At 64.2% G+C, this 15,642-nt stretch carries 15 protein-coding genes; 5 read left to right on the top strand and 10 right to left on the bottom strand.

What is annotated here, in order from left to right:
• Positions 1-62: 62 nt before the first annotated feature.
• Positions 63-311, bottom strand: coding sequence for a hypothetical protein (locus ACIOJF_RS03350; RefSeq protein ID WP_105656691.1), 249 nt, complete (start codon positions 309-311; stop codon positions 63-65).
• Between the two features lie 2 nt (positions 312-313).
• Entirely contained in the window at positions 314-910 is a 597-nt protein-coding gene (coaE, locus tag ACIOJF_RS03345; protein WP_332502773.1) for a dephospho-CoA kinase, read from the bottom strand.
• Positions 911-935: 25 nt separating this feature from the next.
• Between coaE and ACIOJF_RS03340 the strand changes: the two genes are divergently transcribed.
• From ACIOJF_RS03340 to ACIOJF_RS03330, 3 genes are all read left to right on the top strand, one after another.
• Positions 936-1,610 carry a YigZ family protein gene (locus tag ACIOJF_RS03340; RefSeq protein WP_105656693.1) on the top strand — a complete coding sequence of 225 codons (675 nt, stop codon included), beginning with the start codon at positions 936-938 and terminating at the stop codon, positions 1,608-1,610.
• Positions 1,607-2,791 (top strand): methyltransferase, encoded by a 1,185-nt coding sequence (locus tag ACIOJF_RS03335; protein WP_332486755.1) that lies wholly within the window; start codon positions 1,607-1,609, stop codon positions 2,789-2,791. Before ACIOJF_RS03340 ends, ACIOJF_RS03335 begins: the two co-directional genes overlap by 4 nt.
• A 62-nt stretch (positions 2,792-2,853) precedes the next feature.
• On the top strand, positions 2,854-4,530 hold the full coding sequence (locus tag ACIOJF_RS03330; RefSeq protein ID WP_332486753.1) for an HNH endonuclease signature motif containing protein: 1,677 nt from the start codon (positions 2,854-2,856) through the stop codon (positions 4,528-4,530).
• A gap of 28 nt (positions 4,531-4,558) precedes the next feature.
• Here ACIOJF_RS03330 and ACIOJF_RS03325 read toward each other — a convergent pair whose 3' ends face one another.
• The 4 genes from ACIOJF_RS03325 to ACIOJF_RS03310 form a co-directional block, all read right to left on the bottom strand.
• Positions 4,559-5,869, bottom strand: a complete 1,311-nt coding sequence (locus ACIOJF_RS03325) for a hypothetical protein (RefSeq protein ID WP_105656695.1) — start codon at positions 5,867-5,869, stop codon at positions 4,559-4,561.
• Positions 5,870-6,115: 246 nt separating this feature from the next.
• A complete protein-coding gene (gene rpsA / locus ACIOJF_RS03320; protein WP_013349277.1) occupies positions 6,116-7,591 on the bottom strand; it encodes a 30S ribosomal protein S1 in 1,476 nt (491 codons plus the stop codon).
• Between the two features lie 218 nt (positions 7,592-7,809).
• On the bottom strand, positions 7,810-9,123 hold the full coding sequence (locus ACIOJF_RS03315; protein WP_166650792.1) for a GNAT family N-acetyltransferase: 1,314 nt from the start codon (positions 9,121-9,123) through the stop codon (positions 7,810-7,812).
• A 69-nt stretch (positions 9,124-9,192) separates the two neighbouring features.
• Positions 9,193-9,876: a polysaccharide deacetylase family protein gene (locus tag ACIOJF_RS03310; protein ID WP_332486745.1), complete on the bottom strand. Its 684-nt coding sequence runs from the start codon at positions 9,874-9,876 to the stop codon at positions 9,193-9,195.
• On the opposite strand from ACIOJF_RS03310, the gene ACIOJF_RS03305 reads away from it, so the two are divergent.
• On the top strand, positions 9,875-10,084 hold the full coding sequence (locus tag ACIOJF_RS03305) for a hypothetical protein (RefSeq protein WP_402741187.1): 210 nt from the start codon (positions 9,875-9,877) through the stop codon (positions 10,082-10,084). The genes ACIOJF_RS03310 and ACIOJF_RS03305 overlap by 2 nt on opposite strands.
• Positions 10,085-10,177: 93 nt before the next feature.
• On the opposite strand, the gene polA is transcribed toward ACIOJF_RS03305, so the two are convergent.
• The gene (gene polA, locus ACIOJF_RS03300; RefSeq protein ID WP_286172237.1) at positions 10,178-12,790 is read right to left on the bottom strand and encodes a DNA polymerase I; all 2,613 of its coding nucleotides are present in this window, start codon (positions 12,788-12,790) and stop codon (positions 10,178-10,180) included.
• Positions 12,791-12,875: 85 nt separating this feature from the next.
• On the opposite strand from polA, the gene ACIOJF_RS03295 reads away from it, so the two are divergent.
• On the top strand, positions 12,876-13,361 hold the full coding sequence (locus ACIOJF_RS03295; protein WP_402741186.1) for a hotdog fold thioesterase: 486 nt from the start codon (positions 12,876-12,878) through the stop codon (positions 13,359-13,361).
• 83 nt (positions 13,362-13,444) lie between these two features.
• Here ACIOJF_RS03295 and ACIOJF_RS03290 read toward each other — a convergent pair whose 3' ends face one another.
• The 3 genes from ACIOJF_RS03290 to ACIOJF_RS03280 form a co-directional block, all read right to left on the bottom strand.
• Positions 13,445-13,990: a dihydrofolate reductase family protein gene (locus tag ACIOJF_RS03290; RefSeq protein ID WP_105656700.1), complete on the bottom strand. Its 546-nt coding sequence runs from the start codon at positions 13,988-13,990 to the stop codon at positions 13,445-13,447.
• A 94-nt stretch (positions 13,991-14,084) separates the two neighbouring features.
• Positions 14,085-14,333 (bottom strand): hypothetical protein, encoded by a 249-nt coding sequence (locus tag ACIOJF_RS03285; RefSeq protein WP_105656701.1) that lies wholly within the window; start codon positions 14,331-14,333, stop codon positions 14,085-14,087.
• On the bottom strand, positions 14,330-15,562 hold the full coding sequence (locus tag ACIOJF_RS03280) for an inorganic phosphate transporter (protein WP_105656702.1): 1,233 nt from the start codon (positions 15,560-15,562) through the stop codon (positions 14,330-14,332). The genes ACIOJF_RS03285 and ACIOJF_RS03280 overlap by 4 nt, the downstream gene beginning before the upstream one ends.
• Positions 15,563-15,642: the final 80 nt, after the last annotated feature.

Genomic DNA, 15,642 nt, shown 5'->3' with positions numbered 1-15,642 from the left:
TATCCACTTGCCCCGACCGTTGGGGCTGCGCCCTAGCCAGCTTTCAGCTTAAATCCGGGGTGCTACTTGCGCATCCCGTAGCGGATCGCATTGCGCTTGACGGTGCGCTGGATGCTGCTGCCGAAGAATCCCACGGTCATGATGGTGGCGGCAATCAGCCCCAGCAAGGCCAGGCAGCCGGAAATGTAGACCACCGGCGAATACGGCCCGGATTCGCTGGCAACGAATTCGGCGCGGCCGCCAAAACCGAGCCACAGCACCAAGGCGACGGCGAAAGCGATCAGGGTGCTCCACTTGCAGATCTTGTACATTCCTACTCCTGTGCTGGCGCCAATTGGCGGTAGAGGGCAGAAACCTGCACCTCCAGTTCTTCCAAGGTACCGGAATTATCCAGCAGGTAGTCGGCTACGGCCGCCCGCTGGTCATCCGTGGCCTGCGCGGCCATCCGGGCCTCGGCGTCTTCCCGGGTCCAGCCGCGGTCCTGGACCATGCGGCGAATGCGTTCGGCGTGCGGGGCGGCCACGACGACCACCGCGTCGAAGCTGTCCAGCTGGCCGGTCTCGACCAGCAGCGGGATGTCCTCGACCACCAGCGAGCCGGCTGGCGCTCCTTGGCGCAACTTCGCCGCTTGCTCCCGCACCAGCGGGTGCACGATCGCGTTGAGCTTGGCCCGCGCCGCCTCGTCGGCGAAGACTATCGCGCCTAATGCGGGACGGTTCAGCGACCCGTCGGCCAGCAAAACGGCTTCGCCAAACGTGTCCTTGATCGCAGCCAGCCCGGGCGTGCCGGGTTCGACCACCTGGCGCGCCAACGCGTCGGCATCGATGACTACGGCTCCCAGGGCGGCCAATTTGGCCGCGACCGCAGATTTTCCGGAGGCCACTCCCCCGGTCAGTCCCACATGCATCATGTTCCCACCCTATAAACTAAGAGGGATGAACACCAACGACTCGGCCGCGACACGGTACACGACCTTGACCAGCGATTGCGTGCACGAGCTGGAAATCAAGCGTTCGCGATTCATCACCTACCTCTACCGGGTCGAAACCGAGGCCGCCGCCCGCGCGCAGATCGCGGCCCTGCGCAAGACCCACTTCGATGCCCGCCACCACTGCAGCGCGTTCATCCTGGGCCCCGATCGCATGGCCCAGCGCTCCAACGACGACGGCGAGCCCTCGGGCACCGCCGGCATCCCGATGCTCGATGCCCTGGCCAAGCGCGAAATCGCCGACGGCAGCGTGCTCTCGGACGTGCTGGCCGTGGTGGTCCGCTACTTCGGCGGGATCAAGCTTGGCGCCGGCGGACTGGTCCGCGCATATTCCGAGGCGGTATCTTCCGGGCTGGACAATGCGCAGCTGCACCTGCGCCAGCGCATGCGGATCTTCACCTTCGCCGCCGCCCACGCCGACGCGGCCCGCTACGAGAACGAGCTGCGCGCCGCCGGCTACCAGGTCGAACCGACCCTCTGGCAGGCCGATGCCGCAATCGTGCAGATCGGCATCCCGGACACGCCCGAAGCCGCCGCGCAGCTGCGCACCGGCATCGCCTCACTCACCTCCGGCGCCGGGGAACTGGCCGCCGCCAACACGCAATGGGTTGATCTGATTTGAACTCCGCCGCCAATCCCGAAGGCACGCCCGCTGCCGCCAGCAGCCTCCAGGCCCTGCTGCCCGCCCTGCGCCGCTGGCCCGATGTCGAAGCCGCCAACCTCTACGCCGCCGACGCCTGCGACCGGCTCATCCTGGACACCTGCGCCGCCGCGGCCGGACCCTCGGACCGCTGGCCGGATGCCATCGCGGTCATCGGCGACCACTACGGCGCGCTGGCCCTGGGCGCACTGGCACTAGGCAGCACGAGCGTGCGCGTGCACACCGATTCGCTCACCGCGCGCCGGGCCATCGAGGCCAACCTCGCCCGGCTCATGCCCGAGCGGGCCGGACACCTCGAATTCTGCACCCTGGAACAGGTTGCCCAGGGCGCCAGTTCGATCCTGCTGGCCCTGCCTCGCGGACTGGACGTGCTGGGCGAACAGGCCGCCGCGGCAGCAGCCGTCGCCGATCCCGGCGCGAAGCTTTTCGCCGGGGGCCGCATCAAGCACATGAGCCGTTCCATGAACGAGGTGCTCGCGGAGCATTTCACCCGCGTCGACGTCTCGCTGGCCCGGCAGAAATCCCGGGTGCTCACCGCCAGCACCCCGCGCGCCGAACAGCCCGCCAGCAGCTTCCCGGCCACTGCCACCCACCAGGTGCGCGGCACCAGCTTCACGCTGCATGCCGGTGCCGGGACCTTCGGTGCCGCCCGGCTGGATCCGGGCACCCGGCTGCTGCTGGAAAACCTTCCGGACCTCTCCGGGCACGCCACGCTGGTCGATCTGGCCTGCGGCAACGGCGCGATCGGCATCTGCGCAGCACTGGAAAACCCGCAGCTGCGCGTGGACGCCTCGGACCATTCGGCCTCCGCGGTCGCCTCCACCCTGGCCGCCGCTCAACGCAACAACCTGGACGGTCGCCTCACTGCCGTGCAGGATGACGCCCTGGGCCGCCTGCCCGACGCCAGCGCCACCCTGGTCACGCTGAACCCGCCCTTCCACATCGGCAACACCGTCACCGCCGACATCGCGTTCAAGCTGATCGACGACGCCGCCCGCGTGCTCGCTCCCGGAGGCACCCTGCTGTGCGTGTTCAACTCGCACCTGCGCTACCGCAGCGAATTGGCCCGCCGCGTTGGCCCCACCGAACAGCTGGCCCGCGACAGGACCTTCACCGTGACTGCATCAACCCGCGCGCACTAGGCTTTTCCACAGGCCGTATTGCCGGCCGGCACGCCGCGCACCGCCTGGCGCATGCTGGGGCCATGAACAGAACTGTCAGCCAGGCGCTAGCCGGGCTTGCCCAAGCGATCAAGGACGCGCCGGCCCTCGCGGTGGACGACGCCCTGGCCGTCGCCGCGTTCATCCCCGTCCTGCACCAGACCCTGCTCTGCGCCGATCCAGCCACCGGCCCCGAGTCCCACTACCTGCACGATCCGCGCTACGCCTTGGCCCTGTCCACCGCGGCTGAAGCTTCGGCCCACCAGGCCCTTCGCACCCAGATCTACGCAGCCCACCTGGTCGATGACACCGCGGCGCACACCCTGGCCCAGGTTGAACTCGCCGCAGCCCGCCAGGGCACCACCGATTTCTCCGTCCCTGCCCAGCGCACCGGAAAGCGGCCCAGCTTCACCGGCCCTGCGGCACTGCTGGCATCCTGGCTGCGCACCGACCATTTCGAGGCCAAGCGCCGCATCCAGTCCGCCAGCCACGTCTTCGCGCAATACGACTACCAACATCAGCGGCACCAGGCACAGTTCCCTTTGCTGGCGCGGCGCTTCGCCGATCTGCGCCAGCCGCCAGCCGAAGTGCTCAGCGCGGCCCGGCGCCTGGGCGCTCTGGAACCCCAACGCGACGAATACGCCGCACCGGCCACCGCCTCGGCGCTCACCGAAGATGGCGAGCTGCTTGAATCCATCGTCAACCAGCAATTGGACGAGCCCGACCCCGGCACCCGCAGGCAATTGGTCAACAGCTTCCTGAAATCCCAGAAGGAACGCTTGGGCAAGAAGCGGCCCGAAGCCCAGGAAGGCCTGTACCGGCGGGGCGAACGCGGCGGCCTGGTCCACTACGACCTCGCCCTGCGCCCTACGCGCGCAGAACTCTTCGAATCGGGCATTTCGCAAAGCGACAATCCCCGCTCCGGTTCCGGCCAAGCCGCACGGGAGGCTTTTGCCCAGTCTCCGGGACAACGTACAGAGCAGGATGCTGCCCCTGGCACTTCCTACCAGGCCGACGCCGGAGGCCATCCGGACTTCTTGACCGATGAGGAAGCTGCCGCCAGCGAAGATCCTGTTTCCCCACCGCTTTCTCCCGCGGCACGCCGCCTCAACGGCCTGATGAATCTGCTGGAGATCAACACGAAGCGGCTCCAGGAGCTGCTGGATGCCGCGCGCAATGGCGGGACCCCCAAGGGCGCCGATGGGAATGATGCAGGCACCGTGGATGTCCCCACCATCACCCCGCAGGTCGTGGTCATGCTGACCTTGGACGAGTTGGAAGGCCGCGCGAGAACCCATGGCATCACCCAGCACGGTTTCAAGCTCGATGCAACTGACCTGCGCCAGACCCTGTCCAGGGCACGCATCATCCCGATGGTGCTCGGCGGCAGGGGCGAGCTGCTTGATATCGGGCGCAGCCAGCGCAAGCATCCGAACTACATGCGTCTGGGTGTTGCGGTGCGCGATCGCGGCTGCATAGTTCCCGGGTGCACCATGGATCCCGAACGCTGCAACATCCACCACATCTGGTTCTGGTCCGAGGGCGGTGTCACTGCGGTCTACTGGAGCGCGATGCTCTGCGACACGCATCATCATGACGTTCATGCCGGGTTGATCAAGGTCATTGCCGACGATGGCGTACCCAAGGTCATCCTGCCCAGCTTCGTCGATCCCACCCAGACCCCGGTGCGCAACAGCTACCACATGGCCAAGGCCGCCTAGTTCGCGGCAATGCGCCGGCGCCATCCGGCTAGATCAAGAAAGGGCGTCCACCGTGCACGCGGACGGCTTGGGCGTTGATCCCCAATGGACGAAGGTCGATCCGGTCGATCTCGCCCCGCTCATTATTCTCGAAAGTATCAGCCGTAACCGAATCACCGGCAGGGGTCAGAACCGCCAGGCGGCGCTTGGTTCTGGCCAGAGGCTCGCGTGCCGATGCCGGGACGTAGTAGGCGCTGGCCTGCTTCCCTCCACCGTAGAGCCATGAAACGCGCACCGCGACCGGGCGTGAGCCCCAGCCGCTGAGCCCTGCAATGACCAAGCGCTGGCCGGTTGCCTCTAGCAGTTTCCCATTCAGGTTCTCCCCATAGACCCAGGGCTGGGAGGCGATGCCCAGGAACTCTTCGGCCGAGCGCTGGTTGACCGCATGCACCCCGTGCACCGGGCACACCTCTGAGCAGAAAATGAATCGCGGATCCTCAAATTTCTGCTTGGATCCGTTCTTGTCGTCGTTGCGGCACAGGCAGGCCCCGGTTTCTTCCGTTTCGATGAGGATCGCGTTGCCATAGGCCCGCAATGACGTTGGACCAATTCGGTGGTCCGCTGGAACTTCGAGTGCGAAAAGTCCCATCGATTTCAAGCGCATCCAGCGCAGCATGCTCAGCAGCAGGCTGATGCCCAGCAGGACGGCCGCGGCGTACACGTCAAGACGGTAGCCTTCATCCAAGTCATGCAGCGAATAAACTTCCGTGCTGACCAGTTCCCAGCCCAGCCGGAGCAGCGGGTAGATCAGTGCTCCTACCGCAAGCTTCCATACCATGGGCGACATTTGCTTGGTGATTCCAAAATCGCTCTCTTGCCCCGGCGCCAAGGCGATGCCTCCTGAGGCTTCACGCTTCCAGGTTCTCAGCAGGCGTCGGAACCGTGCGTCCATGAGACCTACGGACAGTGCGAGCAGCAGGAAATAGCCCAGCGCCAGCATCAGGATCCTTTGCAGGTCCCCGGCAGGAGCCAGCAGGAAATAGATTCCGGCGGCTACGCCCAAGCCCATCCAGGGTGATTGCCGTCCGCCGCCAAAGATCATGGCCAGGACGGTAGCGACCATGGAGAAGGAGAGGATGTCCATGAAGCCCTTGTCCAGGTACGGGGAATGCAGAAGATCCGAACGGACGAAGACCACCAGTGCAACCAGCGGAAGCCAGGTCGCTACGGCAACCCAGAAATTGGGAATAGTGCGCGGTACAGTTTCCCACTCCTCGCGGCTGACCTGGCGCACCGGGATCTGCTGTCCGGCAGTTGCGCCTGCCGCATAGTCTGCCGGCGAATTTCCTGTCGTTGCCATGTGCTACTACCTGCCGTTAGTGAGTCCACCTGATCGGTGCACTTTTAGTCTAACCTCAGCAAGTATTAAGAGCAGTGCTCCTTCGGAGCTATTCCTGCCCGGCGGATGTCAGCAGAAATAATGACGTGCCAGCCATGCCGGCAAGCAAAAAACCAGTTAAACAACGAAGGTCCAACCCTTGCAGGGTTGGACCTTCGTGAATCAGCTAAAGCTAATCACGATCTCTGCACGAGGCAGAAGCCGGAATTAGTTGCCGGTCAGCTTCTCGCGCAGTGCAGCCAGTGCTTCGTCCGAAGCCAGGGTGCCTGCATCGGTGGCTGGTGCCTCCGAGGAGTACGAAGCTGGAGCTGGCTCGGAACCACCGGCAGCAGCAGGCTCTGCTTCTGCGTCGGCAGCGATAGCGGCAACAACCTGCTTCTTGTGTGCTTCCCAACGCTCCTGGGCAGCAGCGTACTGTGCTTCCCATGCAGCGCGCTGGGTGTCGAAGCCCTCGAGCCATTCGTTCGACTCTGGGTCGAAGCCCTCTGGGTACTTGTAGTTGCCGGCCTCGTCGTACTCTGCAGCCATGCCGTAGAGTGCTGGGTCGAACTCGGTGCCCTCTGGGTCAACACCTTCGTTAGCCTGCTTGAGCGACAGCGAGATGCGGCGGCGCTCCAGGTCGATGTCGATGACCTTGACGAACAGTTCGTCGCCAACGGAGACAACCTGCTCAGCCAGTTCAACGTGGCGAACTGCAAGCTCGGAGATGTGAACCAGGCCTTCGATGCCGTCTTCGACGCGTACGAACGCACCGAATGGAACCAGCTTGGTAACCTTGCCCGGTACAACCTGACCCAGTGCGTGGGTGCGGGCGAAGGTCTGCCAAGGATCTTCCTGGGTAGCCTTCAGCGACAGGGAAACGCGCTCGCGGTCCAGATCGACTTCCAGAACCTCTACGGTTACTTCCTGGCCAACCTCGACAACCTCGGATGGGTGGTCGATGTGCTTCCAGGACAGTTCGGAAACGTGTACCAGGCCGTCTACGCCGCCCAGGTCCACGAATGCACCGAAGTTGACGATGGAGGAAACAACGCCCGGACGAACCTGGCCCTTTTCCAGCTTGTTGAGGAAGGTCGAGCGAACCTCGGACTGGGTCTGCTCGAGCCATGCACGGCGGGAAAGCACAACGTTGTTGCGGTTCTTGTCCAGCTCGATGATCTTGGCTTCGATTTCCTGGCCGATGTATGGAGCCAGGTCGCGCACACGGCGCATCTCGACGAGCGATGCTGGCAGGAAGCCACGCAGGCCGATGTCCAGGATGAGGCCACCCTTGACAACCTCGATGACGGTACCGGTAACGACGCCGTCCTCTTCCTTGATCTTTTCGATGTCGCCCCAAGCGCGCTCGTACTGCGCACGCTTCTTGGACAGGATCAGGCGGCCTTCCTTGTCTTCCTTGGTCAGGACCAAGGCTTCGACGCTGTCGCCAACGGTGACAACTTCACCTGGGTCAACGTCATGCTTGATGGAAAGCTCGCGGGAAGGGATGACACCTTCGGTCTTGTAACCGATGTCGAGCAGAACTTCGTCGTGGTCAACCTTGACGACGGTGCCTTCGACGAGGTCACCATCGTTGAAGTACTTGATGGTGGCGTCGACTGCGGCCAAGAAGTCCTCAGCAGATCCAATGTCGTTGATTGCGACGACTGGTGCGCTGTTGTTCTCGTTCGAGGTGATGGTCATGTAGTAGGGACTCCGATGTGGATAGATTTGATCAGTCGAAACCCCGGAAGTCCCGGAATTTCGAAGGGGGTAGAACATGAATGCGGACATGACGAAGCCATGGCACGCTGTTCAAGTCTACGCGCCTAGCACACCGCGGGTCAAAGCGTAACCCGCTAACATCCTCGCCAGCATTTTGTGAACTTCGTCATATCAACCGGATAATGCGACCCGTCCCACTAGAAACCGTGCGGCGTGAAACCCTCGCGAGCCACGCTGAACAAGTGAACCCAGTCCCCCGCAGCTCCCCCGCCGACCAGTTCGGCGCGTCCCGAATCCAGCAATTGGTCCAGCTGCACGGTGCCCAGGTACAGTCCAGCCAGCTCCCGCTCCGAAAGCGCCACGCGCGGCAGCCCGGAGTCGGCCTGCCCGTCCTCAATCCGGCTCACCGTGGCGCGGGAATCGGACACCTCGAAGAGGTAGGTTCCGGAGATCAGCTCCAGCCGGTCGCTCACGCTCAATAGCAGCCGGGCATCGCGCTGGTAGCCGCGCGCTTGGAAGGCGGCAACAACATCGAGCACGCGCAGCCACAGCACATCGTCAATGGAACGCACGTGGTAGTCCCGCACGTTCTCCAGCACCTGGCGCAGTGGATCGGCCACCGGGCCTTGGCCATGCACTTCTTCCACCAGATCATGGTTGCCCAGGTACTCGAAGAGCTTGATGCGCGCGGCGTCGCTGGTGGCCACCAACTTGTGCACCACCAACTTCGCCTTGGGCTCGTCCCAGCCGCCGAACTTGTAGGTGGCGAATCCGCCGAGCTGGCCAGCGTCATCGTAGTAGGCGGCAAAACGCAGGTTCTTCGGCTTTTCCAGGGTCTCCCAGGTGTCCCAGCGGCCCAGGGCAAAGCCATTGTCGAACTCGGTGCTGTCCACGGAGCCGAAGGTCTGCTCGAGCGCGCGCACGGCCAGCGCGGCATAGCCGGGCCCGAAATGCTGCGGATCGGCATCCACCACCCGGCCGGGTACCTGCACGCGCAGCTTCACCCCGTGGGCGCACTTGAGCGTGAATCGGCTTTGGTAGGTAGCTGGCTCGAAGCCGTACCGCCCGTAGATCGTCGCTTCCGACGCGGTCAAAGCCGCAATAGGGAAACCCGCCTGCTGGGCATAGGCCAGGTCGGCGGTGATTTGCCTGGACAGGATGCCGCGGCGCCGATAGCTCGGCGCGACGGTGACCGCGGAGATCTTGTGCGTTGCCACCGGCGCCTCGCCGCCGGCATTGAGCAGCCCGGGGAATGCTCCATAGGTGTGCACCGGGTAGGTTGCATGGCGCGAGTGCGGTTCGGCCTGCTGATCGAACACCAGGGAGAAGCGCATTTTCTGCGCATAAGTCAGGTCCAGGTAGTGCGTCCAATTGGGCTCTTCGGGCAGCTGCTCGTAGAAGCCGATCCCGGTGGCCTGATGGAACAGCTTGATCGATTCGTCGAGTTCCGGACTGCGGATCGCAGCCTGGCAGGTCCGGGTTTCCAGCTGCGGCGGGGTCTCTGGTCTCATCGTGCTCCTTGGCGAGGAAATCGGCTGATCACAGTCTATGCGCCTGTCCGGCCGGCGCAAGGGGTGCATTCACCAGGCAGCGGAGAGCGTGGTGAACCGCAGGCCGGAATCCAGCACCTGCCCCAGCCCGAGCGCCACGCCCTTGGCAGTACCCGAGGCGGGCTGGTTGAAGTGCCCGATGCCGACGTCCCCGGCGGCCAGCTGGCGGACCTGGGCGGCCACGGCTTGCGCGCCAAAGGTCGCCCCGGCGTCCAGGTTGACGGTGAAGTTCATCGGCACCACGCCCAGGTCCCGGCACATTGCCGCGCCGGCTTCGTCCATATGGGCGGTGCCGGAGCGGAAGAATTTCGCGGTGATGCCGAATTGGTCGGCAAGATACCGCTGGTTGCCCATCACCTCGTCGTAGGCCTGGCCGATCGACTCCGTGCCCCCGATGCCGTAGGCTGCCTGCCCGGAAGTGGCCAGCGGGGCGTGGCTGGTTCCGTGGTTGGCGATCTCGAACAGCTCGTCGCTGGCCAGCTCGGCCATCAGCGGCGCGTTGGCGCGTGCCCAGCGTTCGTTCACGAAGAGGGTCGCGGGCACCTGCTTGGCACGCAAGGCGTCCAGCAGGGCCCCATCCACCCCCGAGCCCCGGGGTCCCCCGCAGGCATCGAAGGTCAACGCCGCGGCGGCATTGCCCTTGGGCAGGCCCAGCTCGATGCCCGGGACTTCCAGCCCGAACTGCCCTGCAGGAACATTCTTGAACTTTTCCATGACCTGGCTCCGGCTCGGATACACCGTCTGGAGGCTGGCGGTAGGCCGGGGCGAAGCAGTGGCGGTGGGCGAAGGACTCGCCATTGCCGAGGCCGACGCGGACCCGGCTCGTTCCGCCGGTCCGCCGGTACTGCAACCGGAGACCACCGCGGCGGCCAGCGCCCCCAGCCCCAGGCTTCCGGTTTTCAGCGCCCAACGGCGCGAGTAGTGCTCCAAGTTCGCCTCTTTCCCCAAGCCCATTCGATCCTGCCGAAAGGGGCAGGAACACCCGCGGTGCCCCTGCCCCTTTCGATTGCTGCCCCTAGTGCGCGGCGTCGTGCCAGGTCCGGCCGATGCCCGGCTGGACATCCAGCGGCACCAGCAGATCTGCGGCCTGTCCCATTTCGCGGGTCACCAGCTCCTGCACTGCTTCCAGCTCCCCCTCGGCGATCTCCAGGATGAGTTCGTCATGGACCTGCAGCAGCATCCGGGACTTGTACTGCCCAGCGCGCAGTCCCTCATCGATGCGCAGCATGGCCACCTTCACCAGGTCGGCGGCCGAACCCTGGATCGGGGCGTTCAACGCGGCACGCTCGGCGATGTCGCGCAGCCGGCGATCCGAGCTGTTCAGCTCCGGCAGGTAGCGGCGGCGTCCGAAAATGGTTTCGGTGTAGCCATCCTTGCGGGCCTGGTCGACGACCGAACGCAGGTAGGTGCGCACGGCACCGAAGCGGTCGAAGTAGTCCTTCATCAGCTTGCGGGCCTCGTCCACGCCGATCTTCAGCTGCTTGGACAGCCCGAAGCTGCTCAGCCCATAGGCCAGGCCGTAGCTCATCGCCTTGACCTTCGAGCGCATCTCCGAGGTGACCTCGTCCGGCTCGACGTTGAACACGCGCGAACCGACATAGCGGTGCAGGTCCTCGCCGTTCTGGTAGGCCTCGATCAGCCCCTCGTCTTCGGAGAGGTGCGCCATGATGCGCATTTCGATCTGCGAGTAGTCCACTGTCAGCAGGCTCTGGTAGCCGGCCCCGACCATGAAGACGTCGCGGATGCGACGGCCCTCTTCCGAACGCACCGGGATGTTCTGCAGGTTCGGGTTCAGGCTGGAGAGGCGCCCGGTCGCGGCCACGGTCTGCGCATAGGTGGTGTGGATCCGGCCATCATCGTGGGTGGCCTTGAGCAGGCCGTCCACGGTCTGGCGCAGCTTGATCGCGTCGCGGTAGGCCATCAGCGCGACCAGGAACGGGTGCCCGGTCTTGACCAGCAGATCCTGCAGCGACTCGGCATCGGTGGTGAAACCGGTCTTGATCTTCTTGGTGCGCGGCAGATCCAGCTCTTCGAACAACACCACCTGCAGCTGCTTCGGGCTGGAGAGGTTGACTTCGTGGCCGATCGCGGCGAACGCGTCGTTGGTGGCCTGGTCCACCTGCTCGGTGAAGTGGGCACGCAGTTCGTTCAGGCGATCCACGTCCACTGCCACGCCGGCGCGTTCCATCTCGAAGAGTACCGGAATCAGCGGCAGCTCCATCTCGGCAGCCAGTTTGTCCGCGTGCTTCTCGGCCAGCTTGGTAGCCAGGTAGGCGGAGAGGTCGTGGATGGCCTGCGCCTGGGCCAACGTTGGCTCGGCAAGATCCGAAGTGAGCCCCAGATCCAGTTCGCCCTTCTTGGCCTGATGCACCGGCACGGCGTACTTCAGGTGGTACTGCACCACGTCCACCAGGTCGTGGCTGCGGCGATCGGGCTGGATCAGGTAGGCGCTGATCAAGGTGTCGTCCTTGATGCCGGCGATCCGCAGCCCGCGCTCGATGAGCAGGTGCATGGCGGCCTTGGCATCGTGGAAGAGCTTCGGCGCGTTCTCATCGGCCAGGAACTGCGCAAGCACGCCTTCGGTGGCTTCATCGAGTTCGGCCAGTTCCAGCCAGAGGGCTTCCGACCCGCGGAAAAGGGCCAGACCCACGGCTTCGCCGTCAACCGCAGCAGGCTGGATTGCGATCGGCGCGCCCTTCCCGGCCCCGATGAATCCGTCCAGTGCGTCGGCATCGGCGCCGAGCACCCGGGAGAATTCGGCAACTTCGGGTGCCGCTTCCTCTTCCTGGGCTGCAAACAGGTCGAACAGGCGCTTGCGCAGGGTGTTGAATTCCAGCGCGTCGAACAGGTTCTCGATCTCTTCGCGGTTCGGGGCTTCGAGTTCCATCTGATCGAGCGTGACCGGGAGTTCCAGGTCGTGCTTGAGCTGGTTCAACCGGCGGTTGCGGGTCACGTTGTCCACGTGCTCGCGCAGCGACTCGCCGACCTTGCCCTTGATGTTCTCCACATTCTCCAGGATGCCAGCCAGGTCCCCGTAGAGGTTGATCCATTTGGCGGCGGTCTTCGGCCCCACGCCTGGCACACCGGGCAAGTTATCCGCGGTTTCGCCGACCAGAGCCGCCAAATCCGAGTAGCGCTCGGGACGCACGAAGTACTTGGCTTCCACCGCTGCGGCATCCATCGGCGGGATATCGCTGATGCCCTTCTTCGGGTACAGCACCAAGGTCTTGTCGGTGATCAGCTGGAAGGCGTCGCGGTCGCCGGACACCACCAGCACGTTGAAACCGGCTTCTTCGCCCTGGGTGGCCAGCGTGGCCAGGATGTCATCGGCCTCGAAGCTCTCCAGGGTGATCGAAGGGATGTTCATCGCCTTCATGACTTCCTGGATCAGATCGATCTGCCCGTAGAACTCTTCGGGCGTCTTATTGCGTCCGCCCTTGTACTCGGTGTACTCCAGCGAGCGGAAAGTCGGGGTGTCCAAGTCGAAGGCCACCGCAACGTGGGTGGGCTTTTGCTGGCGGATCATCGTCAGCAGCATCGATACGAATCCGTGCACGGCATTGGTGTGCTGGCCGGTGCTTGTTGCGAAGTTCTCTGCAGGCAGCGCATAGAACGCGCGGAAGGCCATGGAGTGTCCGTCAATAATCAGCAGTCTCTTGTCCGACGAGGCAGTCGGTTTGGTAGTTTCGCTCACACCTGAAAGCCTAGTTGCCATGAGCGACAATTTCACTTCTCGAACCACGCAATCTTCGGCACATCCGTTTGCCGCGCAGCTGGCCCGCCACGGCATTCCCGAATCCATGTGGCCCTACCTGCTGCACAATGGCGTGGGCGAACTCGTGGAGAAACTGGAAATCATCTTCACCGGGTTCGAACCGCAGCGCGTTGCCGCCACCATGCCGGTGGCGGGCAACACCCAGGTCTACGGCATCCTGCATGGCGGCGCTTCGGCGGCACTTGCCGAAACCCTCGGTTCGATGGCCGCTGCGCTGCACGGTGCCGGCCGGGCCAACCCGGTCGGCATGGATTTGAACATCACCCACCACAAGGCCGGGCGCACCGGGCTGGTCACCGGGGTATGCACGCCGGTGCATCTGGGCCGCAGCAGCACCTGCCATGAGATCGTGATCAGCAATGAGCAGGGCCAGCGTGTCGCGACCGCTCGCATCACCAATATGCTGCTGCCGGTCGAAAACTGATCCCCGCAGGCGCCGTTCGCGCCAAGCGCGGCGGATCCGGCTTCTCCGGAACGCGGACCTGGCCGGCAGATTCCTTTGGCCGCTTAGCCGATCGCGTAGCGCGAGAGGAAGATATCCGCGCCGAGCTCGGTGATCCCCAGGGCCGAGAGCTGCGTGCTGATCCCGCGGCCAAAGATATTGGCCCCGTCGCCCAGCACCTCCGGAACGGTAACCAGAAGCAGCTCATCGAGCGCATCGGCTTCGACGAACGCTCCAGCCAGGTCGGCACCGCCAACCACCCACACGTCCCCGGCCCCTGCGCTCTGGGCGATGTCCCGGCTCCAGAAGCCCACCTCGCCGCGGATGAAGGTCAGGTCCGCTCCGGGCAGTGTCGGCAGTTCATGGTGTGTGAAGACCCACACCGGCTTCTCGCCGAACACCCACGGCACGGTTCCCTCGGCAGCATCACGGACGATGTTCTCGTAGGTCTTGCCACCGATCACTACGGCGCCGACGCTCCCGAAGAACTCGTCGAAATGCTTTTTCACTCCCGGCTGCGTGGCATAGGGGATGAACCATTGGACGCTTCCGCTGCGATCGGCGATAAAACCATCGATGGAGGCACCCACGTAGTACTTGAAGCTAGTCATGGCTCCAGTCTAGGGGTGCCTCCATCGAAGGCAATATCAAGTTGTCGAGGGACCCGAAAATCGTGTCGGATCCACCCGCAGCCGCGAGCAGTTCCTAGTGGCTCGAGGAGAAGCCCAGGATCGCTTCGCTCAGCTGCGGCACGATCAGCACCACGCCGAAGAGGACGATCAGGCCGCAAATCGCGAAGCAAGCGTAGGCTCCGGCATTGCTCAGGCTCTGGTTGCGGCCCTCGTCCTTGGCAACTGCCAGCAGGCGGACGCCGAAGGAGTAGGCCGCCACGATCGCCATCGCGGAAAACCAGGTGATGGCGGCGACGATGAGAAAGGCTGTCCAGTCAATCATGAATTATCGGCTTCCTTCTGCGCTGCGGCAGCCTTGGCCAGCTTGGCTTCCGCCTTGGCCTTGGCACGGCGTTCCTTCTTGGTCAGGATGTTCACCGCTGCGCCCGAGTTATCGATGTCGGAAATGTTCGACTCATGGTCATGCGGCTGCTTGCGCGAGAGGAACCAGATGGTCAGCATGGCGCCGGTGCCGGCGATCGCGACAATCACGATGCCGATGGTGCCCAGGTGGGTGATCGCTGCGGCCACGCCGCCAACGGCCGCGGCTGCTGGCAGGGTGAACAGCCAGCCCAACGCGATGCGTCCTGCGGTGCCCCAGCGGACTTCGCCGCCCTTGCGGCCCATGCCCGAACCGATCACGGAGCCGGAGGCTACCTGGGTGGTGGACAGCGCGAAGCCCAGGTGCGAGGAGGTCAGGATCGCCGAAGCGGTGGACATCTCGGCTGCGAAGCCCTGCGCGGGCTTCACGTCGGTCAGGCCCGAACCCATGGTGGCGATGATGCGCCAGCCGCCGGTGTAGGTACCCAGCGCGATGGCGAAGGCACAGGTGGCAACAACCCAGAACTGCACGCCGGAGTCGGAATCCTGCAGGCCAGAAGCCACCAGGGTCAGGGTGATGATGCCCATGGTCTTCTGCGCATCGTTAGTGCCGTGGGACAGCGCGACCAGCGAGGAAGAGAAGATCTGCCCGTAGCGGAAGCCGCCGCGCTTGGGCGCCGCTCCATTCTCGCGCTTGGTGATCGCGTAGGCCAGCTTGGTGCACAGGTACGCGGAGATGCCGGCGATCACCGGCGCGCACAGGGCCGGAAGCAGCACCTTGGAGAGCAGCACGCTGTAGTTCACCGAGGCGAAGCCTGCACCGACGATCGCGGCGCCTACCAGGCCGCCGAACAATGCGTGGGAGGAGCTCGAAGGCAGTCCCAGCAACCAGGTGAACAGGTTCCAGATCACGGCGCCCATCAGGCCGGCGAAAATCATCGCCGGCCCAATAGCCACGCCCGAGGTCGGGTCTTCGTTGATGATGCCACCTGAAATGGTCTTCGCTACCTCGGTGGAGAGGAATGCGCCAACCAGGTTCAGAATTGCGGCGAGGGCAACTGCCTTCTTAGGGGAAATTGCTCCGGTTGCGATTGGGGTGGCCATCGCATTGGCCGTGTCATGGAAACCATTGGTGAAGTCGAAAAACAACGCCAAGGCAATGACCAGGACGACGATAAGCGTCAAATCCATTGAATACCAGCCTGAGGGGTCGAACGGCAAGGAAAAAGAGAACGGGCCAGAAATAGGATCCTGCGAAAGGCATTGGCGTG

It is taken from the genome of Glutamicibacter sp. NPDC087831 (assembly GCF_044742845.1).
Classification (GTDB): Bacteria; Actinomycetota; Actinomycetes; order Actinomycetales; family Micrococcaceae; genus Glutamicibacter.
Note: the sequence above shows the minus strand (reverse complement) of the source record. Positions and strands in the feature narration are given on the sequence as shown.

Excerpts from the sequence above, each read along its gene's own strand:
- ACIOJF_RS03350 (WP_105656691.1), bottom strand. The coding sequence starts at position 311 with ATGTACAAGATCTGCAAGTGGAGCACCCTGATCGCTTTCGCCGTCGCC.
- coaE (WP_332502773.1), bottom strand. The coding sequence starts at position 910 with ATGATGCATGTGGGACTGACCGGGGGAGTGGCCTCCGGAAAATCTGCG.
- ACIOJF_RS03340 (WP_105656693.1), top strand. The coding sequence starts at position 936 with ATGAACACCAACGACTCGGCCGCGACACGGTACACGACCTTGACCAGC.
- ACIOJF_RS03330 (WP_332486753.1), top strand. The coding sequence starts at position 2,854 with ATGAACAGAACTGTCAGCCAGGCGCTAGCCGGGCTTGCCCAAGCGATC.
- ACIOJF_RS03325 (WP_105656695.1), bottom strand. The coding sequence starts at position 5,869 with ATGGCAACGACAGGAAATTCGCCGGCAGACTATGCGGCAGGCGCAACT.
- rpsA (WP_013349277.1), bottom strand. The coding sequence starts at position 7,591 with ATGACCATCACCTCGAACGAGAACAACAGCGCACCAGTCGTCGCAATC.
- ACIOJF_RS03315 (WP_166650792.1), bottom strand. The coding sequence starts at position 9,123 with ATGAGACCAGAGACCCCGCCGCAGCTGGAAACCCGGACCTGCCAGGCT.
- ACIOJF_RS03305 (WP_402741187.1), top strand. The coding sequence starts at position 9,875 with ATGACCTGGCTCCGGCTCGGATACACCGTCTGGAGGCTGGCGGTAGGC.
- ACIOJF_RS03310 (WP_332486745.1), bottom strand. The coding sequence starts at position 9,876 with ATGGAAAAGTTCAAGAATGTTCCTGCAGGGCAGTTCGGGCTGGAAGTC.
- polA (WP_286172237.1), bottom strand. The coding sequence starts at position 12,790 with ATGGCCTTCCGCGCGTTCTATGCGCTGCCTGCAGAGAACTTCGCAACA.
- ACIOJF_RS03295 (WP_402741186.1), top strand. The coding sequence starts at position 12,876 with ATGAGCGACAATTTCACTTCTCGAACCACGCAATCTTCGGCACATCCG.
- ACIOJF_RS03290 (WP_105656700.1), bottom strand. The coding sequence starts at position 13,990 with ATGACTAGCTTCAAGTACTACGTGGGTGCCTCCATCGATGGTTTTATC.
- ACIOJF_RS03285 (WP_105656701.1), bottom strand. The coding sequence starts at position 14,333 with ATGATTGACTGGACAGCCTTTCTCATCGTCGCCGCCATCACCTGGTTT.
- ACIOJF_RS03280 (WP_105656702.1), bottom strand. The coding sequence starts at position 15,562 with ATGGATTTGACGCTTATCGTCGTCCTGGTCATTGCCTTGGCGTTGTTT.